This is a genomic window from Paracoccus sp. (in: a-proteobacteria), assembly GCF_035556475.1.
Classification (GTDB): domain Bacteria; phylum Pseudomonadota; class Alphaproteobacteria; order Rhodobacterales; family Rhodobacteraceae; genus Paracoccus.
Genome location: NZ_DATMFA010000014.1, coordinates 1 through 19711 on the forward strand (window position 1 = coordinate 1; position 19711 = coordinate 19711).

The 19711-nt window shown below is 67.9% G+C and carries 18 protein-coding genes and 1 pseudogene; 8 read left to right on the forward strand and 11 right to left on the reverse strand.

The features are described 5' to 3' along the window. The 3 genes and pseudogenes from VNQ78_RS01655 to VNQ78_RS01665 form a co-directional block, all read left to right on the forward strand. Positions 1-108: pseudogene (locus tag VNQ78_RS01655) on the forward strand (co-chaperone GroES); the annotation flags it as partial. A 38-nt stretch (positions 109-146) separates the two neighbouring features. Next, positions 147-1784, forward strand: coding sequence for a chaperonin GroEL (gene groL, locus VNQ78_RS01660; protein WP_325685912.1), 1638 nt, complete (start codon positions 147-149; stop codon positions 1782-1784). A gap of 146 nt (positions 1785-1930) precedes the next feature. Further along, positions 1931-2680, forward strand: coding sequence for an SDR family oxidoreductase (locus VNQ78_RS01665; RefSeq protein ID WP_325685914.1), 750 nt, complete (start codon positions 1931-1933; stop codon positions 2678-2680). 4 nt (positions 2681-2684) lie between these two features. On the opposite strand, the gene VNQ78_RS01670 is transcribed toward VNQ78_RS01665, so the two are convergent. Beyond that, positions 2685-4502, reverse strand: coding sequence for an ABC-F family ATP-binding cassette domain-containing protein (locus VNQ78_RS01670; RefSeq protein ID WP_325685916.1), 1818 nt, complete (start codon positions 4500-4502; stop codon positions 2685-2687). A gap of 43 nt (positions 4503-4545) precedes the next feature. After that, positions 4546-5529, reverse strand: coding sequence for a serine hydrolase (locus VNQ78_RS01675; protein WP_325685918.1), 984 nt, complete (start codon positions 5527-5529; stop codon positions 4546-4548). Between the two features lie 109 nt (positions 5530-5638). Here VNQ78_RS01675 and VNQ78_RS01680 point away from each other — a divergent pair, with 109 nt between their 5' ends. From VNQ78_RS01680 to recR, 4 genes are all read left to right on the forward strand, one after another. Beyond that, complete coding sequence (locus VNQ78_RS01680) at positions 5639-5935, forward strand: DUF2218 domain-containing protein (protein WP_325685920.1); 297 nt, start codon at positions 5639-5641, stop codon at positions 5933-5935. A 78-nt stretch (positions 5936-6013) separates the two neighbouring features. Continuing rightward, positions 6014-7789: a DNA polymerase III subunit gamma/tau gene (locus VNQ78_RS01685; RefSeq protein WP_325685922.1), complete on the forward strand. Its 1776-nt coding sequence runs from the start codon at positions 6014-6016 to the stop codon at positions 7787-7789. A gap of 3 nt (positions 7790-7792) precedes the next feature. Then, positions 7793-8137, forward strand: coding sequence for a YbaB/EbfC family nucleoid-associated protein (locus VNQ78_RS01690; RefSeq protein ID WP_325685924.1), 345 nt, complete (start codon positions 7793-7795; stop codon positions 8135-8137). Between the two features lie 3 nt (positions 8138-8140). Further along, positions 8141-8749 carry a recombination mediator RecR gene (gene recR / locus VNQ78_RS01695; protein ID WP_325685926.1) on the forward strand — a complete coding sequence of 203 codons (609 nt, stop codon included), beginning with the start codon at positions 8141-8143 and terminating at the stop codon, positions 8747-8749. A gap of 94 nt (positions 8750-8843) precedes the next feature. On the opposite strand, the gene VNQ78_RS01700 is transcribed toward recR, so the two are convergent. From VNQ78_RS01700 to VNQ78_RS01715, 4 genes are all read right to left on the reverse strand, one after another. Continuing rightward, positions 8844-9290 carry an Hsp20 family protein gene (locus VNQ78_RS01700; protein ID WP_325685928.1) on the reverse strand — a complete coding sequence of 149 codons (447 nt, stop codon included), beginning with the start codon at positions 9288-9290 and terminating at the stop codon, positions 8844-8846. A 195-nt stretch (positions 9291-9485) separates the two neighbouring features. After that, positions 9486-10877: a heterodisulfide reductase-related iron-sulfur binding cluster gene (locus VNQ78_RS01705; RefSeq protein ID WP_325685930.1), complete on the reverse strand. Its 1392-nt coding sequence runs from the start codon at positions 10875-10877 to the stop codon at positions 9486-9488. Further along, entirely contained in the window at positions 10847-11911 is a 1065-nt protein-coding gene (locus VNQ78_RS01710; protein WP_325685932.1) for an FAD-binding protein, read from the reverse strand. The genes VNQ78_RS01705 and VNQ78_RS01710 overlap by 31 nt, the downstream gene beginning before the upstream one ends. Further along, complete coding sequence (locus VNQ78_RS01715) at positions 11901-13346, reverse strand: FAD-linked oxidase C-terminal domain-containing protein (protein ID WP_325685934.1); 1446 nt, start codon at positions 13344-13346, stop codon at positions 11901-11903. The genes VNQ78_RS01710 and VNQ78_RS01715 overlap by 11 nt, the downstream gene beginning before the upstream one ends. A gap of 126 nt (positions 13347-13472) precedes the next feature. Here VNQ78_RS01715 and VNQ78_RS01720 point away from each other — a divergent pair, with 126 nt between their 5' ends. Beyond that, complete coding sequence (locus VNQ78_RS01720) at positions 13473-14177, forward strand: DUF599 domain-containing protein (RefSeq protein ID WP_325685936.1); 705 nt, start codon at positions 13473-13475, stop codon at positions 14175-14177. On the opposite strand, the gene VNQ78_RS01725 is transcribed toward VNQ78_RS01720, so the two are convergent. The 5 genes from VNQ78_RS01725 to VNQ78_RS01745 all read right to left on the reverse strand — a co-directional run bounded on the left by VNQ78_RS01725 (position 14139) and on the right by VNQ78_RS01745 (position 19664). Next, on the reverse strand, positions 14139-15335 hold the full coding sequence (locus VNQ78_RS01725) for an MFS transporter (RefSeq protein ID WP_325685938.1): 1197 nt from the start codon (positions 15333-15335) through the stop codon (positions 14139-14141). The genes VNQ78_RS01720 and VNQ78_RS01725 overlap by 39 nt on opposite strands. Before the next feature lie 113 nt (positions 15336-15448). Then, positions 15449-16228, reverse strand: a complete 780-nt coding sequence (locus tag VNQ78_RS01730; RefSeq protein WP_414694035.1) for a crotonase/enoyl-CoA hydratase family protein — start codon at positions 16226-16228, stop codon at positions 15449-15451. After that, a complete protein-coding gene (locus tag VNQ78_RS01735) occupies positions 16228-17085 on the reverse strand; it encodes a hydroxymethylglutaryl-CoA lyase (protein WP_325685942.1) in 858 nt (285 codons plus the stop codon). The genes VNQ78_RS01730 and VNQ78_RS01735 overlap by 1 nt, the downstream gene beginning before the upstream one ends. Then, complete coding sequence (locus VNQ78_RS01740) at positions 17072-17737, reverse strand: glutathione S-transferase family protein (protein ID WP_325685944.1); 666 nt, start codon at positions 17735-17737, stop codon at positions 17072-17074. Before VNQ78_RS01740 ends, VNQ78_RS01735 begins: the two co-directional genes overlap by 14 nt. Then, complete coding sequence (locus VNQ78_RS01745; RefSeq protein ID WP_325685946.1) at positions 17730-19664, reverse strand: biotin carboxylase N-terminal domain-containing protein; 1935 nt, start codon at positions 19662-19664, stop codon at positions 17730-17732. The genes VNQ78_RS01740 and VNQ78_RS01745 overlap by 8 nt, the downstream gene beginning before the upstream one ends. Positions 19665-19711: the final 47 nt, after the last annotated feature.

The window sequence follows — 19711 nt, forward strand, 5'->3', positions numbered from 1 at the left end:
GCTGGCGATCGCGTGCTGTTCGGCAAATGGTCGGGCACCGAAGTCACGATCGACGGCGAAGAGCTGCTGATCATGAAGGAAAGCGACATCCTGGGCGTGATCGCCTGATTTTCGCTTCCGCGTAACTCATTTTAGGAGACGGACAAATGGCTGCTAAGGAAGTCAAGTTCAACAGCGACGCCCGCGACCGCATGCTGAAAGGCGTGAACATCCTCGCGGATGCCGTCAAGGTCACTCTCGGCCCGAAAGGCCGCAACGTGGTGATCGACAAATCCTTCGGCGCGCCGCGCATCACGAAGGACGGCGTCTCGGTCGCCAAGGAAATCGAACTTTCGGACAAGTTCGAGAACATGGGCGCCCAGATGGTCCGCGAAGTCGCTTCGCGCACCAATGACGAAGCCGGCGACGGCACCACCACCGCCACCGTTCTGGCCCAGGCGATCATCCGCGAAGGCATGAAGTCGGTTGCGGCCGGCCTGAACCCGATGGACCTGAAGCGTGGCATCGACCTTGCGACCTCGAAAGTCGTCGAAGCGATCAAATCGGCCTCGCGCCCGGTCAACGATTCGGCTGAAGTCGCGCAAGTCGGCACCATCTCGGCCAACGGCGAAGCCTTCATCGGCCAGCAGATCGCCGAAGCCATGCAGAAAGTTGGCAACGAGGGTGTGATCACCGTCGAAGAAAACAAAGGCATGGAGACCGAAGTCGAAGTCGTCGAAGGCATGCAGTTCGACCGCGGCTACCTCTCGCCCTACTTCGTCACCAATGCCGACAAGATGATTGCCGAGCTGGAAGACGCCTACATCCTGCTGCACGAGAAGAAACTCTCGTCGCTGCAGCCGATGGTCCCGCTGCTGGAATCGGTCATCCAGTCGCAAAAGCCGCTGATCATCGTCGCTGAAGACGTCGAAGGCGAGGCTCTGGCCACGCTGGTCGTCAACAAGCTGCGTGGCGGCCTGAAAATCGCTGCCGTCAAAGCTCCGGGCTTCGGCGATCGCCGCAAGGCCATGCTGCAGGACATCGCGATCCTGACCGGTGGTCAGGTCATCTCGGAAGACCTGGGCATGAAGCTGGAAAACGTCACCGTCGACATGCTCGGCCGTGCGAAGAAAGTCTCGATCAACAAGGACAACACCACCATCGTCGACGGTGCTGGTGAGAAGGCCGAGATCGAAGCCCGCGTTTCGCAGATCCGCCAGCAGATCGAGGAAACCACCTCGGACTACGACCGCGAGAAGCTGCAAGAGCGCGTCGCCAAACTGGCCGGTGGCGTTGCCGTCATCCGCGTCGGCGGCATGACCGAAATCGAAGTGAAAGAGCGCAAGGACCGCGTTGACGACGCCCTGAACGCGACCCGCGCTGCGGTTCAAGAAGGTGTTGTCGTCGGTGGCGGCGTTGCTCTGGTTCAAGGCGGCAAGGTCCTCGAAGGCCTGACCGGCGCGAACTCGGATCAGGACGCCGGCATCGCCATCGTCCGCCGCGCGCTGGAAGCTCCGATGCGCCAGATTGCTGAAAACGCTGGCGTCGACGGCGCTGTCGTGGCCGGCAAGGTCCGCGAATCGTCCGACAAGGCTTTCGGCTTCAACGCCCAGACCGAAGAATATGGCGACATGTTCAAGTTCGGCGTCATCGACCCGGCCAAAGTCGTGCGCACCGCGCTGGAAGACGCGGCCTCGGTCGCTGGTCTCCTGATCACCACCGAAGCGATGATCGCCGAGAAGCCCGAGCCGAAAGCTCCGGCCGGCGGCATGCCCGACATGGGCGGCATGGGCGGCATGATGTAATCATCCGCCTGTCGCAAGACAGACGAAGGGCCGTCCCGAAAGGGGCGGCTTTTTTGCTTTCAGCCGGTTTTGAAGGCAGAAAACGGGACGTATGGGGCGCGGCCGTTCCCTAGCCTGATCCATGACAGCAACAGGAGATGTCGATCATGGATCTGCTCAAGGACAAGGTGGCGATCGTCACCGGCGCATCATCGGGTATCGGCCGGGCCACGGCGCTGCTTTTCGCAGCCGAGGGCGCGGCCCTCGTGCTGAACGCAAGGGGCGAAGCCGCGCTCGGCGAGATCGCCTGGGAAATTGCCGATATGGGCGGGCGCGCCTGCCATTTCGCCGGGGATGTCGCGGACCCGGCCACCCATACGGAACTGGTCGGGTTGGCGGTAGAACGCTACGGGCGGCTCGACATCGCCGTGAACAACGCCGGCATCGTCGGGCCGATGCGACCCTTGGCCGAGATCGAACCCGAGGACTGGCACCGGGTCATGGCCACGAACCTGACCGGGGCCTATCTGGGTGCCCGCGCCCAGATCCCCGCGATGATCGCGGGCGGGGGCGGTGCGATCCTATTTACCTCAACCTTCGTCGGGACCAGCGCCGGCATGCCCGGTATGACGGCCTATGGCGCGTCGAAGGCTGGGCTGATGGGCCTCGTCAAGGGGATCACCGCCGACTACGCGCTGCAAGGCATCCGCGCCAATGCCATCATGCCGGGAGGGGTCGACACGCCCGCCGCCGGCGACCAGCAACAGAAGGAATGGGCCGCCGGGCTCCACGCGATGAAACGCATTGCCGAGCCGGTCGAGATCGCCAATGCGGCGCTCTTCCTCGCAAGCCCGATGGCGAGTTTCGTGACCGGGACGGCGCTTTTCGCGGATGGCGGGAACTCGGCGGTGAAGTAGCGCCTCAGCCCCCGTCCCGCTCCGCCAGTTCCAGCCATTCCTCCTCGGCGGCGGCGAGTGCCGTCTGCCGTTCTGCCAGGCCCTCGCTCGCCTTCGCGAATTTCGCGGGCGCGGTCGAGAAGAGGTCGGGCTGGGCAAGGAACTCGTTCAGCTTGCCGATCTCGGCCTCGAGGCGTTCCATCACGCCCGGCAGGGATTCCAGTCGCTTCCTCTCGGTAAAGCTCAGGCCCGATTTCTCGGGCTGGGCCTTCGCCTCGGACCTCGTGGCGGCGGCTGGGGCGGGCCTTGCCACCTCGGGCGCGGCCTCCGTCGCCTCGGGGCGCTGGGCGCGATAGTCGGACCAGCCGCCCGGATAGATGACGGCGCGACCATCGCCCTCCATCGCCACGGTGGTCGTGGCCACGCGGTCGATGAAGTCGCGGTCGTGGCTGACCAGCAGGACGGTCCCGTCATAATCGCCGAGGATGTCCTGCAGCAGGTCCAGCGTCTCGACATCCAGATCGTTGGTCGGCTCGTCCAGAACCAGCAGGTTCGAGGGATGGGCCATGATCCGCGCCAGCAGCAGACGCGCCTTTTCCCCGCCCGAGAGGCTGCCGACCGGCGCACGCGCCTGCGCCTCGTCGAAGAGGAAATCCTTGAGATAGGCGACGACATGTTTCGGATTGCCGCGCACCATGACCTGATCCGAACGGCCCGAGACCCGCATCGACGGATCGCCGGTCAGCGCGTCCCACAGGCTGACCGTCTCGTCGATCGCGCTGCGGGCCTGATCGAAGACCGCGATGTCGAGGTTCGTGCCATGCTTGACCTCGCCCGTATCGGGCGCGATCTCGCCGGTCAGCATCTTGATCAGCGTGGTCTTACCTGCACCGTTCGGGCCGACAAAGGCCACCCGGTCGCCGCGCAGCACCCGCAGGTCGAAGGGTTTCAGGATCACGCGCTCGCCGAAGGATTTGGAGATCCCCTTGGCGTCGATCACCCGCTTGCCCGATTGCTGGCCGGCTTCCAGCTCCATCAGGGCGGTGCCCTGACGGCGGATCTGACCCGCGCGTTCATCGCGCAGGGCGGCCAGCGCACGGACGCGGCCCTGATTGCGCTTGCGCCGGGCGCTGATGCCCTCGACCGCCCATTTCGCCTCGGCCTTGATCTTGCGGTCGAGCTTGTGGCGGGCCTCGTCCTCGGCGGCCCAGACGGTTTCGCGCCAATCCTCGAAATGCTCGAAACCGCGTTCCTGCCGGCGGATCTCGCTGCGGTCGATCCAGAGGGTCGCGCGGGTCAGGGCGCGCAGGAAGGCGCGGTCGTGGCTGATCAGGACGAAGCCGGCGCGGGTCGTGGAAAGCTGCTCCTCGAGCCAGCCGATCGCCTCGATGTCCAGATGGTTCGTCGGCTCGTCCAGCAGCATCAGCTCGGGCGCCTCGGCCAAAAGGCGGGCCAGTGCGGCGCGCCGACGCTCGCCCCCCGAGGCGGTCGCGACCGCGCGGTCAGGGTCGAATTTCAGCCCCTCGGCCGCCATTTCGACGCGGTAGCCCTCGCCCTCATGCAGGCCCGCGCTGGCAAAATCGCCCAGCGTCGCGAAGCCGGACAGGTCGGGATCCTGCTCCATATAGCCGACCTTGACGCCGGCGGGGGTGATGACCTCGCCGCTGTCGGGTTCGACCAGTCCGGCCATGACCTTCATCAGGGTCGACTTGCCCGAGCCGTTGCGGCCGACCAGCGCCAGCCGGTCGCCCTGCTGGACGGTCAGATTGAGCCCCTCGAATACGGGATTGCCGCCGAAGGTCAGCGAAATGTCGGTAAGTTGCAAAAGCGGTGCGCGTGCCATGAGCCGCGAGATATGTCGCCCCGTCGCCCTGGTCAACGGCTGGCTAGAGGGTGTTCACCAGTTCTCCCGCCAGGGCGTGCAATTCCGTGCGGTATCCGGTCCGGGCCGAGGGTTGGTCCGGGTCCGATGTCATCGCGATCGCGGCCGCGAGCCTGCCTCCGGCGGCGGGAAAGACATAGATCATCTGCCCGCCATAGCCCCAGCCATAGCGGACCTCGCGCCCGCCGATTCGGCTGATGAACCAGCCATAGCCATATTCCTCGCCATTGAAGATCGAGCGTGTGCGCGGTCGCCAGCTTTCCGCGATCCAGTCCGGCGGGATCACCCCCTGCCCGCCTTGCGCATAGGCCGCGCCGAATGCCATCAGGCTTCGCGTCGACATCGCCATCTGGTTGCCGCCCAGATAGATGCCCTGCGGATCACGCTCCCATCCCGTGATGCGAAAGCCGGGGATCGCCAGCCAGTCGCGCGCGAGGCTTAGCGTGGATTGCCCCGTCGCCCGCGTCAGCATGGCCGAGACAAGGTGGCTCGATGCGGTGGAATAAAGCATCCGCCCGCCGGGGTCGGTCTCGAAGGGCGCGGCCAGCGCCGCCCGGACCCAGTTCCGGCTGCTGACCCAGCGGCCGTAATTCGGCCCGGACTGGCGCTGCAGACCGGCTTGCATGGACAGAAGGTTGCCCAGCGTCAGCCGCTCCATCCGTGGGTCGGGATCCGCGGGCAGATCACCCGCAAGGACCGCCGTGACAGGCTGGTCCGCGCCGGTGAATACCCCCTTCGCGATCGCCACCCCGGCCAAGGCCGAGATGATCGACTTCGACGCCGACTTGATGTTGGTCGGCCGGTCGGGGATAAAGCCGCCATAGCCCTGCGCGGCGCGTTCGGACCCGCCGCTCCAGACCGCGATGGCCCGCAATTGCGGAAATGCCGCGGCATCAGAGAGGACACGCCCGGTTGCGCCGAAAGCGAGGCGCGGCGCGGCAAGCAAAGGAAGGGTCGCGGCGGTCAGCAGGATTGAACGGCGGTGCATGATCGTTATATGGGACAGGTTCGGGCCGGATGGGTGTCACCCTTTCGTGACCCGTCCCTTCCGTCCGCCAGCCTGCGCCAGCCGGACCATCAGAACGACAAGGAAAACCATGTCCCAGACGATGACCCGCACGCGCTGCACTGTCCCGACCGAACATGCCAGCCGCTACCTGCAACAGCTCTGCAAGCACTGGGCCCATAAGTTCGAGGTCAGCTTCGATCCCGCGCAGGGCCGTATCCTGCTGACCGAGGATCGTGAGATCGCCTTGACCGCGACGCCCTCCGCGCTCGGGATCCGCCTCTCCGCACCGGCCGAGGCAATGGAGCACCTGCAGCATATCGTAGACAGCCATGTCGTCCGCTTCGCCTTCCGCGAGGAACTCCGCTTCGACTGGCAGCAGGACTGACGCGACGGGGCGCACCGGAAACGGTTGTCGCCCCCCGCCCCCGCCGCTAATCTGCCCCGTGATCCAGAAGGCCGAGAGATGAGCGAGAGCGACAAGACCTATCAAGTACTGGCGCGGAAATACCGCCCCGAGACTTTCGCCGATCTCGTCGGCCAGGATGCCATGGTGCGGACGCTGAAGAATGCCTTCGCCGCCGACCGTATCGCGCAGGCCTTCATCATGACGGGCATCCGCGGCACCGGCAAGACCACCACCGCCCGGATCATCGCCAAGGGCCTGAACTGCACCGGTCCCGACGGTCAGGGTGGCCCCACGACCGAGCCTTGCGGGGTTTGCGAGCATTGCGTCGCGATCAGCGAGGGTCGCCATGTCGACGTGATGGAGATGGACGCGGCCTCGCGCACCGGGGTCAACGACATCCGCGAGATCATCGAGAGCGTGCATTACCGCGCGGCCTCCGCGCGCTACAAGATCTATATAATCGACGAAGTCCACATGCTCTCGACCAGCGCTTTCAACGCGCTGCTGAAGACGCTCGAGGAACCGCCACCGCATGTGAAATTCATCTTCGCCACGACCGAGATCCGCAAGGTTCCCGTGACGGTGCTGTCCCGCTGCCAGCGCTTCGACCTGCGCCGGATCGAGCCGGAGGTGATGATCGCGCTCCTGCACAAGATCGCGACCCGCGAGGGGGCCGAGATCACCGATGACGCGCTGGCGCTGATCACCCGCGCGGCCGAGGGCTCGGCCCGCGATGCGACCAGCCTGCTCGATCAGGCGATCAGCCACGGCGCGGGCGAGACCACGGCCCCGCAGGTCCGCGCCATGCTGGGGCTCGCGGATCGGGGCCGCGTCCTCGACCTCTTCGACATGATCCTGCGCGGCGCCGCGGCCGAGGCGCTGGCCGAGCTTCAGGCGCAATATGCCGATGGCGCCGATCCAATGGCCGTCCTGCGCGACCTGGCCGAGATCACGCATTGGATCTCGATCGTGAAGATCACGCCCGAGGCGATCGACGATCCAACCATCGGCCCGGACGAGCGTAGCCGCGGCCAGGACATCGCGGCGCGCGTCCCGATGCGGGCTCTGACCCGGCTCTGGCAGATGCTCCTGAAGGCGCTGGAGGAGGTCGGGGCCGCTCCGAACGCGATGATGGCCGCCGAAATGGCGATCATCCGCCTCACCCATGTCGCCGACCTGCCCGACCCCGAGGCGTTGATCCGCAAGGTCCAGGCATCGGCGGCGGCGGGCGAGTTCAGCCGCGCCTCCGCCCCGGCCCAAAGCCGGGCCGAGGCGCCGCGCGCCCACGCCCCCCGCGCACCGGTCGCCGCCCGCCCCGATGGCAGCGCCGCCGCGATCGCCGTCTCGCCCGATGCGCTGGCCGGCTTTCCCGATTTCGCCTCGGTGATCGAGCTGATCCGGCGGATGCGCGACATGAAGCTGCTGCTCGAGGTTGAGGATCACCTCCGGCTGGTCCGCTATTCCCCCGGCCGGATCGAGTTCCAGCCGGGCGAGCGCGCGCCCCGCGACTTTGCCCAACGCCTGGCCGAACGCCTGCGCGGCTGGACCGGCGGCCAACGCTGGGCCGTGACTGTCGTTTCCGAAGGCGGCGCCCCCACGATCAGCGAAGAGCGCGCCGCGCGCGAGGCCGCCGCCCGTGCCCGCGCCATGGAAAACCCCACGGTTCAGGCGATCTTCGCCGCCTTTCCGGGGGCAAGGATCACCACCATCCGTCCCGTTCCCGCCCCTCCGGCGGTTGAAAAGCCCGCGGGCGAGGATACATCCCCGCATGAGCTGACCGAAGGCCCGGTGGCCGAGGTCGAGGAATGGGACCCTTTCGAGGACGAGGAATAGAAGATGTTCAAGGGACTTGGCGACATGGGCGATCTGTCGAAGATGATGGAAGCCGCCCAGCAGATGCAGACGAAGATGACCGAGATGCAGGAGGGGCTGAACCGCCTGACCGTCACCGGAGAGGCGGGCGCCGGCCTCGTCAAGGCCACGGCCACCGCCAAGGGCGAGTTGACTGGCCTCGACATCGACCCCTCGATCTTCCGCTCCGAGGACAAGGAGGTGGTCGAGGACCTGATCCTCGCCGCGATCAAGGACGCGCAGCGCCGCGCACAGGACAGGTCGGCCGAGGAAATGGCCCGCCTCACGCACGAAATGGGCCTGCCCGCCGACCTGAAGATGCCCTTCTGATCCATGCCGCCCGATGCCCGGCCCGGAGACGAGATCGAAGCGCTGATCGCCACCATGGCGCGGTTGCCCGGACTGGGCCCGCGCTCGGCCCGGCGCATCGTCCTTCACCTCATCCGGCGCCGCACGGGACAGATGGCCCAGCTTGCCAGCCTGATGACCGAGGTGTCCGAAACTGCCCGCGAATGCGCGATCTGCGGCAATATCACCCAGGCCGAGATCTGCCAGATCTGCGCCGACCCGGCCCGCGCGACGGGCGAGATCTGCGTCGTGACCGAGGTTGCCGACCTTTGGGCCATGGAACGCGGCCGGGCCTTTCGCGGCCGCTATCACGTGCTCGGGGGAAACCTCTCGGCGCTTGACGAGATCGGCCCCGACGACCTGCGCATCCCGCAACTGATCGCCCGCATCGGCGCGGAAAACGTGTCCGAGGTCATCCTCGCCCTCTCGGCCACGGTCGAGGGTCAGACGACCGCGCATTACATTGCCGAAGCGCTCGAAGGCAGCAATGTCACAGTGACTGGCCTCGCCCAGGGCGTGCCGATCGGGGGCGAGCTCGACTATCTCGACGATGGCACCATCACCGCCGCGCTCCGCGCCAGACGCAGACTCTAGGAACGACAAGGGCGCCAGCCTCAACGGCGGCGCCCAGTTTCACTGTTTCAAAAATACCCCGGGGTCCGGGGCAGAGCCCCGGTCCTGCCCTTTGTCAGGCGTCCAGCTTCTCGACCGATTTCACCGATTTCGCGATCTCGATCCGGCGCGGTTTCAGTGCCTCGGGGATCTCGCGCACCAGTTCGATGTTCAGCATCCCGTCCTCATGGCTCGCGCCGGCGACACGGACGTGATCGGCGAGCGTGAAGCGGCGCTCGAAGGCGCGCGTCGCGATGCCGCGATGCAGGAAGGTCCGCCCTTCGTCCTCGGTGGCCTTCTTGCCAAGCACGATCACCGCGCCGTCCTTCACCTCGACGGTGAGGTCGTCGGCGCCAAAGCCCGCGACGGCGATCGAGATGCGATAGGCATTCTCGCCGGTCTTCTCGATATTATAGGGGGGATAGCTCGCGATATCGGCCGACAGGGCACGGTCCATGACGTCGGCCATGCGGTCGAAGCCGACCGAGGCACGATAAAGCGGGGTCAGGTCAAAGTTGCGCATTCTCGCATCCTTCTTCAAGCGATACAAAGGCTTGCCCCCCTTCCGGGCGGGCAGGTCCGTCGGCGCCGATTGGCCCTCCGACATCGCTTGAATTGGGAATGACCCTGCCCGATTTCAAGTCCCGCGCGCCCTGCGGCTGGCCTGGTATCCTCGGGGCAGCCTCGTAGGGGTATTTGGGAAACGGTGAAATGGAGACTATCGCGAAAGGCCCCGGGGCGCGGGTCCGCCCGTCGCCCAGTCGAGCAGTTCGACGGTATGGACCACTGGAACGCTGCTGGCCGAGCCGATCTGCATCATGCAGCCGATATTTCCGGCGGCGATGACCTGCGGGCCGGTCGCCTCCAGCGTCGCGATCTTGCGCCGCTTGAGCTCGGTCGAAAGCTCGGGCTGCAGCAGATTGTAGGTTCCGGCCGAGCCGCAGCAGAGATGTGGGTTCTCGGGCTCGACCACCGTGAAGCCCGCACGCGCCAGCAGGGATTTCGGCGTCGTCTTGATCTGCTGGCCATGCTGGAGCGAGCAGGCCGAGTGATAGGCGACACGCAGTCCGTGGCCCCGCTCGGTCGCGGGGGCCAGCCCCGGTGCCGCAGCGCCCTCGGGTGCGGCGGAGCCCTTGGGATCGGGGAAAGGCGTCGGGCGCTCGGTGACCTGCTCACCCTCGCCCGTGGCGGGCAGGCCATGCGCGTCGAGGAACTCGGTCACGTCGCGGGCGAGGCGGGCGATCTTCTCGGCCTCGGGCTGCATCGGGTCGCCAGCAAAGATCTTGCCGTAATCCTTGATCGTGGTGCCGCAGCCCGAAGTATTGATGACAATGGCGTCGAGCGGCCCTGCGCGGTCGGCATCCAGGAAGCCCCGGATCGTGGCGCGGGCGGAATGCAGCGCATCGTCCTCGCGGCCCATGTGATGGGTCAGCGCGCCGCAGCAGCCGAAGGCTTCGGGGATCACCACCTCGCAGCCGGCGCGGCGCAGGAGGCGGATCGTCGCGTCGTTGATGTCGGTGTTCAGCGCCCGCTGGGCGCAGCCGGGCATCAGGGCGACCCGCGCCCGCCTTTCGCCGATCGCGGCAAAGACCTGTCCGCGATCATTGGGGCTGGCGGGCGGCACGGATTTCGGCGCCATGTCCAGCATCGCGCGCAGTCGTGGGTCCGGCATCAGCCCGGCGAAGGGCCGCGCGAGTTTCGCCCCCATCAGCGCAAGGCGGAACCGGCCCTGATAAGGCAGCACCTTCGCCAGCATCCAGCGCAGCGCCCGGTCGCGCCACGGGCGGCGATAGGTCTTTTCGACATGGATCCGCGCATGGTCGATCAGGTGCATGTAATCGACGCCCGAGGGACAGGTGGTCATGCAGCTGAGGCAGCTGAGGCAGCGGTCGAGATGCTTCACGGTCTTTTCATCCGCGTCGCGACCGTTTTCCAGCATGTCCTTGATCAGGTAGATCCGGCCGCGTGGGCTGTCCAACTCGTCGCCCAGCACCTGATAGGTGGGACAGGTCGCGGTGCAGAACCCGCAATGGACGCAGGCGCGCAGGATCTTGTTCGACCGCGCGACCAGCGGGTCCTTCAGCTGCTCTTCTGTAAAATTGGTCTGCATGAACTTCCGCTGGCAAAGATGCCGCGAGGGTCGAAACGCTCGCGGAGGCTGGCATTGAGGCGCTGGACCACCGGGTTCGGCGCGGGGAGGGTCAGGGGGGCGGCGCCGGTGACGCGGCTGGCATGGCCCGACCATGCGGGCAGCGACGGCGCCTCGCCCGGTGGCATCGCGACCCAGATCAGGCTGCCGCCCCAATCGAGCGCGAGGGGCTGCGGCAGGGCCGCAAGCAGGCCGGGGGCCTCGGACGGGCGGCAGATGATGCGCCAGAGGTCGCCCTCGGCTGCCGTGGGCACCATGTAGGACCATGGGTCGGCATCGGCCATCGCAACCTCGCCGAACCGGGCGAGGCGTTCGCTCAGCGCCCGACTGCGGATCGCGACCGAACCTTCCAGCCCCTCGACCCGGATCAGCGCCCCCTGATCCGGCAGCCATGCCGCGCCCGAGACGTCATAGGGGCCGGTCAGCGCCAACGTCAGCGCCGCGACCGCCGATGCCGCATCAAGTCCGGGTAAGGCCAGCGTGGCGGCGCAGGGCGGGATCGGCGCGGTCTTGAAGGACAATTCCGTCAACACGCCAAGCTGGCCGCGCGACCCGGCCATCAGCTTGACCAGATCATAGCCGGTGACGTTCTTCATCACCCGGCCGCCATTCTGGATCACCTCTCCCTGCCCATCGACATAGCGCAGGCCCAGAAGCGCGTCGCGGCAGGCCCCGGCCTGCACCCGGCGCGGGCCGGAGGCATTGGCCGCGACGATGCCGCCCATGGTCGAGTTTGGCCGCGCGTCAGGCTCGAAGGCCAGCATCTGGTCCTCGGCCGCCAGCGCCTCGCGCACCTCGGAGAGCCGGGTGCCGGCGCGGACTACCAGCGTCAGGGCGGCGGGCTCGTAAAGCGTGATGCCGGTCAGGCCCGAGACGTTCAGCCGCTCGCCCTGCCCCTCGCCGGGGCGGAGCCGCGTGCCGCCGCCGATCGGGGTCAGCGGCTCGCGCGCCGAGCGGATGACATGGGAGAGGTCTTCTTCGGATTCAGGCCGCATTGCGGATGCCCTCGCGGCGCGGGGCCGAGACGGCCAGCGGAAAGACCTTGGCCGCGTTCAGAAGCCAGCCGGGGTCGAAGACATCCTTGACCCGCATCTGGGCCTCCAGATCGGTCTGCGAGAACTGGGTCGTCATCAGCTCGCGCTTTTCGACGCCGACGCCATGCTCTCCGGTCAGACAGCCGCCGACCTCGACGCAGAGCTTCAGGATCTCGGCCCCCAGCGCCTCGCAGCGTTCCAGATCGCCGGGCGTATTGGCATTGTAGAGGATCAGCGGATGCATGTTGCCGTCGCCAGCGTGAAAGACATTCGCGACGTCGAGGCCGTATTCGCCGGAGAGCCGCGCGATCCCCGCCAGCACTTGCGGCAAGGTCGAGACCGGGATCGTCCCGTCGAGGCACATGTAGTCGTTGATCTGTCCCATCGCGCCAAAGGCCGATTTGCGGCCCAGCCAGATGCGGCGGGATTCGTCCTCGGACCGGCTCTCGCGGAACTCGATCGGGTCGAAGCGCTCGGCGATGGCGCGGATCAGGCGAAGCTGTTCGTCGATCTCGGGGGGCGTGCCCTCGACCTCGATGATCAGCAGCGCCTCGCAATCGGGATAGCCGGCATGGGCAAATTCCTCGGTCGCGCGGATGCAGGGGCGGTCCATGAACTCGATCGCGACGGGCAGGACACCCGCCCGGATGATCGCGGCGACGCAGGCCCCCGCGGTTTCCGAGGCGTCGAAGGCGACCAGCACCGGACGCGCACCGGCGGGCTTGGGCAGGATGCGCAAGGTGGCCTCGGTCACGATGCCGAGCTGCCCTTCCGAGCCGCAGACGACGCCAAGGAGGTCCAAGCCCGGCGCCTCGCCCATCGGGCCGCCAAGTTCCACGACCGAGCCGTCCATCAGAACCAGCGTGACGCCAAGCAGGTTGTTGGTCGTCACCCCGTATTTCAGGCAATGCGCGCCGCCCGAGTTCATGCCGATATTGCCGCCGATGGCGCAGGCAAGCTGGCTGGACGGATCGGGCGCATAGAAAAAGCCCGCACCGTCCACCACGCCCGAGACGGAAAGGTTGGTCCGCCCCGCCTGCACGCGGATGAAGCGGTCGTCCAGATTGGTTTCGATGACGCCATTCATGCGGGCAAGGCCCACGACTACCGCGTCCGCCGTGGGCATCGACCCGCCCGCAAGGCTGGTCCCGGCCCCGCGCGGCACGACGGGCACGCCTTCCTCGTGGCAGACCCGCAGCACCGCCGCGACCTCCTCGGTCGTCGCAGGCAGGACCACGGCAAGGGGCGGGCAGCGATAGGCAGAAAGCGCGTCGCATTCATAGGCCCGCGTCTCGGCCGGGTCGTCGATCACGGCAGAGGGCACCACCGCACGCAGCCGGGCGGCGATGGCCTCGCGCCGGGCAAGAATGCGCGGATCGGGGTCGGGCATCAGCATCAGACGCGCGGTCCACGGATATGGTGGGTTGCAGCCATTGCTTCCTCCCCGGCAAAGACGACTTGTCTTGGATAGCCCTGCTGCAAGTCTCTGGCAACCGCCCTGCGCCGCGGCTAGTCTCGCCGCATGGAAAGCAGCATCGTGACCCTTCCCCAGACCTTCACCACGGCGGATATCGTCGCGGTGCTGTGGCTTTTCGCCTCATGGCTCGCCATCGGTTGGCTGACCGAGCATCCGCCGCGCAACCATCCCTCGGTCTCGGTCCTGATGAAGGAATACCGGCGGGAATGGATGCGGCAATTCGTGACGCGCGAGCCGCGCATCTTCGACGGCAATATCCTGTCATCGCTGCGCGAGGGCACGGCCTTCCTGACCTCGGCCTGCATGATCGCGATCGGGGGCGGGCTGGCGCTTATCGGCAATACCGACCAATTGGCCGGCGTCGCCCGGCAGTTCGAGATGGACCATGTCCCGGCCCTGATGTGGGAGATCAAGATCGTCGTGGCGCTGCTTTTCGTCGCCAATGCGATGCTGCGCTTCATCTGGTCGCACCGCCTGTTCGGCTATTGCGCGATCATGATGGCCGCCGTCCCGAACGAGGCGGATAACGTCCATGCCCTGCCGCGCGCGCTGCAGGCGGCCGAGATCAACATCACCGCCGCGAAAAGCTACAACTCGGGCCTGCGCTGCGTCTATTTCGCGCTTGGCGCGCTGGGATGGCTGGCGGGGCCGCTCTGGCTGATCGGGACGACTACGGCGGTGCTGGCCGTCACCATCCGCCGGGAATTCGCCTCAGGCTCGCGCCGGGTAATTCTGGCGAAGCTGCCCTGAGACGCGCGCCTGCCACCAGGCAATGCCCAGAACCACCAGCCCTGCCAGCGACAGCCCGACCCCGACAAGGCCGGAGGAGCGCCAGCCCCAGCCCGCGGCCAGCGCCATCCCCGCAAGCCACGGCCCCAGCGCATTGGCGGCGTTGAAGGCGGCATGGTTCATCGCCGCGGCCATGGACTGCGCCTCGCCGGCGACATCCATCAGCCGGGTCTGAAGCGGCACCGACATCGAGGCGCCGAAACCGACCAGCAGGGACGAGCCGATCATCAGCACCCAATTCCCGACGGCCAGCGAGGCGAGGCCCTGCGTGGCCGCCATGAACAGGATCAGCACCAGCGCGGCGCGGAACTCTCCCAGCCGGATCGTCAGCCGCGCGGCCGAGAGGCTGCCGAAGGTCATGCCGACGCCAAAGGCCGACAGAAGCGCCGCGATGGCCCATGAGGGCGGCTCGGTCGTCGCCAGCATCGCGGCGGAAAGGAAGGAATAGACCGCAAAGACCCCGCCGCAGCCGATCGCGCCGACCAGCAGCGTCAGGATGACCGCCGGGTTCTTCAGCGCCTTCAGCTCGGCCATGGGCCGGGCATTCACCGGCGCCCCGATGCGCGGGGCAAGCCGCAGGATCAGCCAGCCCGCGATCAGCGCGAGGAGCCCCGGCAGCGCAAAGCCCCAGCGCCAGCCCAGCCCCTGCCCCAGCGCGCCTGCCAGCGGCACGCCCGCGATATTGGCGATGGTCAGGCCCAACAGCACTTGCATGACGCCCTTGGCCCGCTGTTCCTTCGGCAGGGCATCGGCGGCAAACAGCATCGCCACGCCCAGATAGCCGCCATGCGGAAGCCCGGCCAGAAAGCGGGTGATGACCAGCGTGCCATAGCCCGGCAGCACGGCGGCCAGCAGGTTCATCAGCCCATAGGCGGCAATCAGCGACGCCAGATAGCGCCGGCGCGGCAGGCGCGCGCCCAGCAGCGTGGTGATCGGCGCGCCGACCACGACGCCCAAGGCATAGGCGCTGATGACGTGGCCCGCCTGCGGCTCGGTGATCGCCAGATCGCTCGCATACCAGGGCAGCAGGCCCATCGCGGCGAATTCCGAGGTGCCGATGGCAAAGGCCCCCATCCCCAAAGCCAGGATGACAAGGTTCAGGTTCGGCTTGGGCGGCATGGCGTCACGTTCCGGGTCAGGCTGGGGGGAGGGATTCCTGATGGCGATAACAGATCGCCCCTTCGCCTGTCAGCATCGCCCCGACACAGGGCGGCCATGCACTGAACGCAATGCTAACGAAGCCAATCCGGTTTTGTCTTTTGGAAGAATGCGCTGATGCCGTGTGGGGCCTCGGGGCCTTCCCAGACCTCGACCAATGCGTCGATGGTCCTGCCGATCACCTCGGCATCGATCGGGGGGCCGAGGTCGCGGGCCAGGCGCTTGGCCGCGGCGACCGCGCCGGGGGCGCAGGAGAGATAGGGCGCGACCTCGGCCTCGACCGCGGCGTCGAGGGCATCCGGCGGGGCGAGGCTCGCGATCAGGTCGAGGCGGGTCGCCTCCTCGGCGCCGAAGAGCCGGCCCGACATGAAGACGCGCCGCGCCTTCGCCTCGCCCATGCGGGCGATGACATAGGGGCCGATGGTCGCGGGGATCAGGCCCAGCCGGGTCTCGGTCAGGGCAAAGCGGGCCTCGGGGACCGCGACCGCCACGTCGCAGACCGAGATCATGCCGATCCCGCCCCCGAAGGCATTGCCCTGCACCCGCCCGACCAGCGGCTTCGGCAGCGTGTTCAGCGCGTTGAGCATCATTGCCAGTTCCCGCGCGCCCGCGCGCCGGGTTTCGGCATCCGCCGCCATCTGGTCCTGCATCCAGCCGAGATCGCCCCCGGCGCAGAAGCTTTTCCCCTCGGCGGCCAGCACCACCACCCGCACGGCCGGATCCGCTGCCAGCCGCGCCGCCGCCTCGGTCAATTCGCGGATCATCGGCGCGGAGAGCGCATTGTGCTTGTCGGCCCGCGCCAGCCACAGGGTCGCGACGCCGCGCGGGTCGGTCTCGATGCGGATGGTTTCCATCACTCTCCTCCTGCCCGCAGGCTGCGGGCGAATTCTGCGGCCTCGGCGATCACGGCGGGATCAAGGCCGGTGTCGTAACCCCGCGCCGCCAGATGCGCGGCCACGGCTTCGGTCGCGACATTGCCTTTGGCGCCGGGCGCATAGGGACAGCCGCCAAGGCCGCCCACGGCCGCGTCAAAGACCCGCAAGCCGCGGGCAAGGCTCGTGTCGATATTCTCCAGCGCCCGGCCTGCCGTGTCGTGGAAATGCCCGGCAAGGCGCTCGGGCGGCAGCTCCTCCAGCACGGCGGAGAGCATGGCGTCGACCGTCTCGGGCCGGCCCTGCCCGATGGTCTCGCCCAGGCTGACCTCATAGCAGCCCAGATCGCGCAAGGCGGCGGCGACGCGGGCGACATTCCCGGGCGGCGTCGGCCCGTCGAAGGGGCAATCGGTCACGACCGAGACATAGCCCCGGACCGGGATGCCGTCGGCCTGCGCGGCCTCGGCCACCGGCGCGAAGCGTTCGAGGCTTTCGGCGATGGTCGCGTTCAGGTTCGCCTTCGAGAAGCCTTCCGAGGCCGAGGCGAAGATCGCGACCTCGGAAGCACGCGCGGCGCGGGCGCCCTCATAGCCCTTCATGTTCGGGGTCAGGACGGCATAGCTGATGCCGGGGGCGCGGGTGATACCGCCCATGACCTCGGCCGCATCGGCAAGCTGGGGCACCCATCTGGGCGAGACGAAGCTCGTGACCTCGATCCGGCGGAACCCGGCGCGGGAGAGCAGGTCGACCAGCGCGATCTTGTCGGCGGTCGGGATCGGCCGCTTTTCGTTCTGGAGGCCGTCGCGCGGTCCCATCTCAAATATTTCAACAGGTTGCATCGGGAACCTCGTAGAAGTCTCGTTCATAGATCAGCCGCGTCCCCGGCGCGGGAAGCGCGGCGCGGAAGGCGGGACGCGCGGCGCAGCGGTCGCGATAGGCGGCAAGGGCGGGCCGGTGATCCAGGCGGACGAAGCGCGCGGCGATCCAGACCGAATAGCCGATCTGGCAATCCGCGCCCGAGAAATCCCCCAGCAGCCAGTCGCGGTCCCGAAGCGCGTCCTCGACCACGCCAAGCGCACGGGCAAGGCGCGCGGCCTCGAGCTTCATCACCGTGGGCGAGCGCTGCCAATCCTCGCGCAGCATGATGTGATGCTGGGTCAGGTTGGCGAGGTGCTGGCCCAGCGTCTCGCCGTAATGCAGCCAGTCGAGCCATTCGGCGCGTCCGGCCGCGCCCGCCGCCCGGCCCAGATGCGGCGCCCGCGTCTCGCAGAGCCATTCGGTGATCGCGCCGGATTCGTGCAGCGTGACCGCCCCGTCCTGCAGCGCCGGCACCCGGCCCAGCGGATGGATCTCTGAATAGGGCGCGCGCCGCATCGAGCCGTCGAAGAAATCGAGGCTTTCCAGCCGGAATGCGCAGCCGATCTCATGAAGCAGCCACAGCGCCCGCATCGAGCGCGAGAGCGGCACATGCCAGAGCGTCAGGTCAGGCATCCACGGCCTCTTCCTCTTCCAGCCGGATCAGCGGCGCGCCGGCCTCGACCTGATCGCCGGCCATGGCCAGCACCTCGGCCACGCGGCCGGCCCGGCCGGCGGTCAGGGTATGCTCCATCTTCATCGCCTCGAGAATGGCGAGGCGGTCGCCCGCCGCGACCTCCTGCCCGGCGGCGACGAAGACCGCCTTGACCAGCCCCGGCATCGGCGACAGCGTCAGCCCGCCCCCCGCCTCGTCGCTGTCGCGGTCGAGCGGGTCGAGGGGTTCGAGCGTCAGCGAGCGCCCGCCAAAGACGCTGGTTCCGGCCGCATGGGTGACGATCCGCCAGCGGCGCGGCTGGCCATCGACCCACCAGCGCCCGCCCTCATGCCCGATCTCATGCACGGAGCCGTCCAGCGTGACCCGCGCGGCGCGCGGGCCAAGCGCCTCGATCACCGCCTCGCCGCCCCGCCAGGTGACGGTGCGCCGCAAGGGCTGCCAGAGCGTGAAGCCCGCCATCGGCTGGTCGCGGTCGAGCCCGGCAAGGCCGAATGCGGCCAGCGCCTTGCTGCCCGGATCCGGCGCCGCCCCGGCAACCAGCAGGTCGAGGTCGCGCGCGATCAGGCCGGTATCGACCTCTCCCCTGCCGAAGCCCTCATGCCGGGTCAGGGCGATCAGGAAATCGACATTGGTGACCGAGCCCGCGACCTCGGTATCGCAAAGCGCGGTTTCGAGCGCGCGGAGCGCAATCGCCCGCGTCGCGCCATGGGTGATGACCTTGGCGACCATCGGATCATACCACGGGCTGATCGTGTCGCCGGGACGCACGCCGGTCTCGATCCGGGCATGGTCGGGAAACCGCAGATGGGCGAGCGTGCCGGTCGCGGGCAGGAAGCCCGCCGGTACGTCCTCGGCATAGAGCCGCGCCTCGAAGGCATGGCCGGTGATCCGCAGATCCTCCTGCCGGGCGGGCAAGGGCTCTCCGCTCGCCACGCGCAATTGCCATTCGACAAGGTCGATGCCGGTGATCGCCTCGGTCACGGGATGCTCGACCTGAAGGCGGGTGTTCATCTCCATGAACCAGAAACGGTCGGGTCTGAGGCCGTCCGAGCCGTCGACGATGAATTCGATGGTGCCTGCCCCGGAATAGCCGATCGCCTCGGCGGCGCGGGTCGCGGCCTTGCCCATCGCCGCCCGCATCTCGGCGGTCATGCCGGGGGCGGGGGCTTCCTCGATCACCTTCTGGTGGCGGCGCTGGAGCGAGCAGTCGCGCTCGAACAGATAGACCGCATCAGTGCCGTCGCCGAAGACCTGAACCTCGATATGGCGGGGTTGCTGGATGTATTTCTCGATCAGCACGGCGGAATTGCCGAAGGCGGTCGCGGCCTCGCCCTGCGCCGAGGCGAGCGCGGCGGCGAAACCGGCCGGGTTTTCCACGAGGCGCATGCCCTTGCCGCCGCCGCCCGCCACCGCCTTGATCAGCACCGGATAGCCGATGAGACCGGCCTGCTCCTCGAGATGGGCGGGATCCTGATTGGCGCCGTGATAGCCCGGAACCACCGGCACGCCGGCACCCGCCATCAGCGCCTTGGCCGCGTCCTTGAGGCCCATCTTGCGGATCGCCTCGGCCGAGGGGCCGATGAAGGTGAGCCCGGCCGCCGTCACCCGATCCACGAAATCCGGGTTCTCGGAGAGAAAGCCATAGCCCGGATGGATCGCCTGCGCGCCGGTCGCGAGGGCCGCCGCGATGATCGCATCGCCGCGCAGATAGCTGTCGCGGGGCGCCGGGCCGCCGATATGGACGGCCTCGTCCGCCATCGCGACATGGCGCGCGCCGCGATCGGCATCCGACCAGACCGCGACCGTGCGCAGCCCCAGCCGGCGGGCGGTGTCGATGACGCGGCAGGCGATCTCGCCCCGGTTGGCGATCAGGATCTTCTGGAACATGCGGCGGCTCCTCGTGGCGGGGTGGCGCCGGGGGCTTCGCGCCCCCG

Bases quoted from the DNA above. Each gene is read 5' to 3' on its own strand.
- VNQ78_RS01675 (WP_325685918.1), bottom strand. From the start codon at position 5,529: ATGCACCGCCGTTCAATCCTGCTGACCGCCGCGACCCTTCCTTTGCTT.
- VNQ78_RS01665 (WP_325685914.1), top strand. From the start codon at position 1,931: ATGGATCTGCTCAAGGACAAGGTGGCGATCGTCACCGGCGCATCATCG.
- VNQ78_RS01710 (WP_325685932.1), bottom strand. From the start codon at position 11,911: ATGCGGCCTGAATCCGAAGAAGACCTCTCCCATGTCATCCGCTCGGCG.
- VNQ78_RS01685 (WP_325685922.1), top strand. From the start codon at position 6,014: ATGAGCGAGAGCGACAAGACCTATCAAGTACTGGCGCGGAAATACCGC.
- VNQ78_RS01720 (WP_325685936.1), top strand. From the start codon at position 13,473: ATGGAAAGCAGCATCGTGACCCTTCCCCAGACCTTCACCACGGCGGAT.
- groL (WP_325685912.1), top strand. From the start codon at position 147: ATGGCTGCTAAGGAAGTCAAGTTCAACAGCGACGCCCGCGACCGCATG.
- VNQ78_RS01670 (WP_325685916.1), bottom strand. From the start codon at position 4,502: ATGGCACGCGCACCGCTTTTGCAACTTACCGACATTTCGCTGACCTTC.
- VNQ78_RS01735 (WP_325685942.1), bottom strand. From the start codon at position 17,085: ATGCAACCTGTTGAAATATTTGAGATGGGACCGCGCGACGGCCTCCAG.
- VNQ78_RS01740 (WP_325685944.1), bottom strand. From the start codon at position 17,737: ATGCCTGACCTGACGCTCTGGCATGTGCCGCTCTCGCGCTCGATGCGG.
- VNQ78_RS01700 (WP_325685928.1), bottom strand. From the start codon at position 9,290: ATGCGCAACTTTGACCTGACCCCGCTTTATCGTGCCTCGGTCGGCTTC.
- VNQ78_RS01705 (WP_325685930.1), bottom strand. From the start codon at position 10,877: ATGCAGACCAATTTTACAGAAGAGCAGCTGAAGGACCCGCTGGTCGCG.
- recR (WP_325685926.1), top strand. From the start codon at position 8,141: ATGCCGCCCGATGCCCGGCCCGGAGACGAGATCGAAGCGCTGATCGCC.
- VNQ78_RS01730 (WP_414694035.1), bottom strand. From the start codon at position 16,228: ATGGAAACCATCCGCATCGAGACCGACCCGCGCGGCGTCGCGACCCTG.
- VNQ78_RS01680 (WP_325685920.1), top strand. From the start codon at position 5,639: ATGTCCCAGACGATGACCCGCACGCGCTGCACTGTCCCGACCGAACAT.
- VNQ78_RS01690 (WP_325685924.1), top strand. From the start codon at position 7,793: ATGTTCAAGGGACTTGGCGACATGGGCGATCTGTCGAAGATGATGGAA.
- VNQ78_RS01725 (WP_325685938.1), bottom strand. From the start codon at position 15,335: ATGCCGCCCAAGCCGAACCTGAACCTTGTCATCCTGGCTTTGGGGATG.
- VNQ78_RS01745 (WP_325685946.1), bottom strand. From the start codon at position 19,664: ATGTTCCAGAAGATCCTGATCGCCAACCGGGGCGAGATCGCCTGCCGC.
- VNQ78_RS01715 (WP_325685934.1), bottom strand. From the start codon at position 13,346: ATGCTGATGCCCGACCCCGATCCGCGCATTCTTGCCCGGCGCGAGGCC.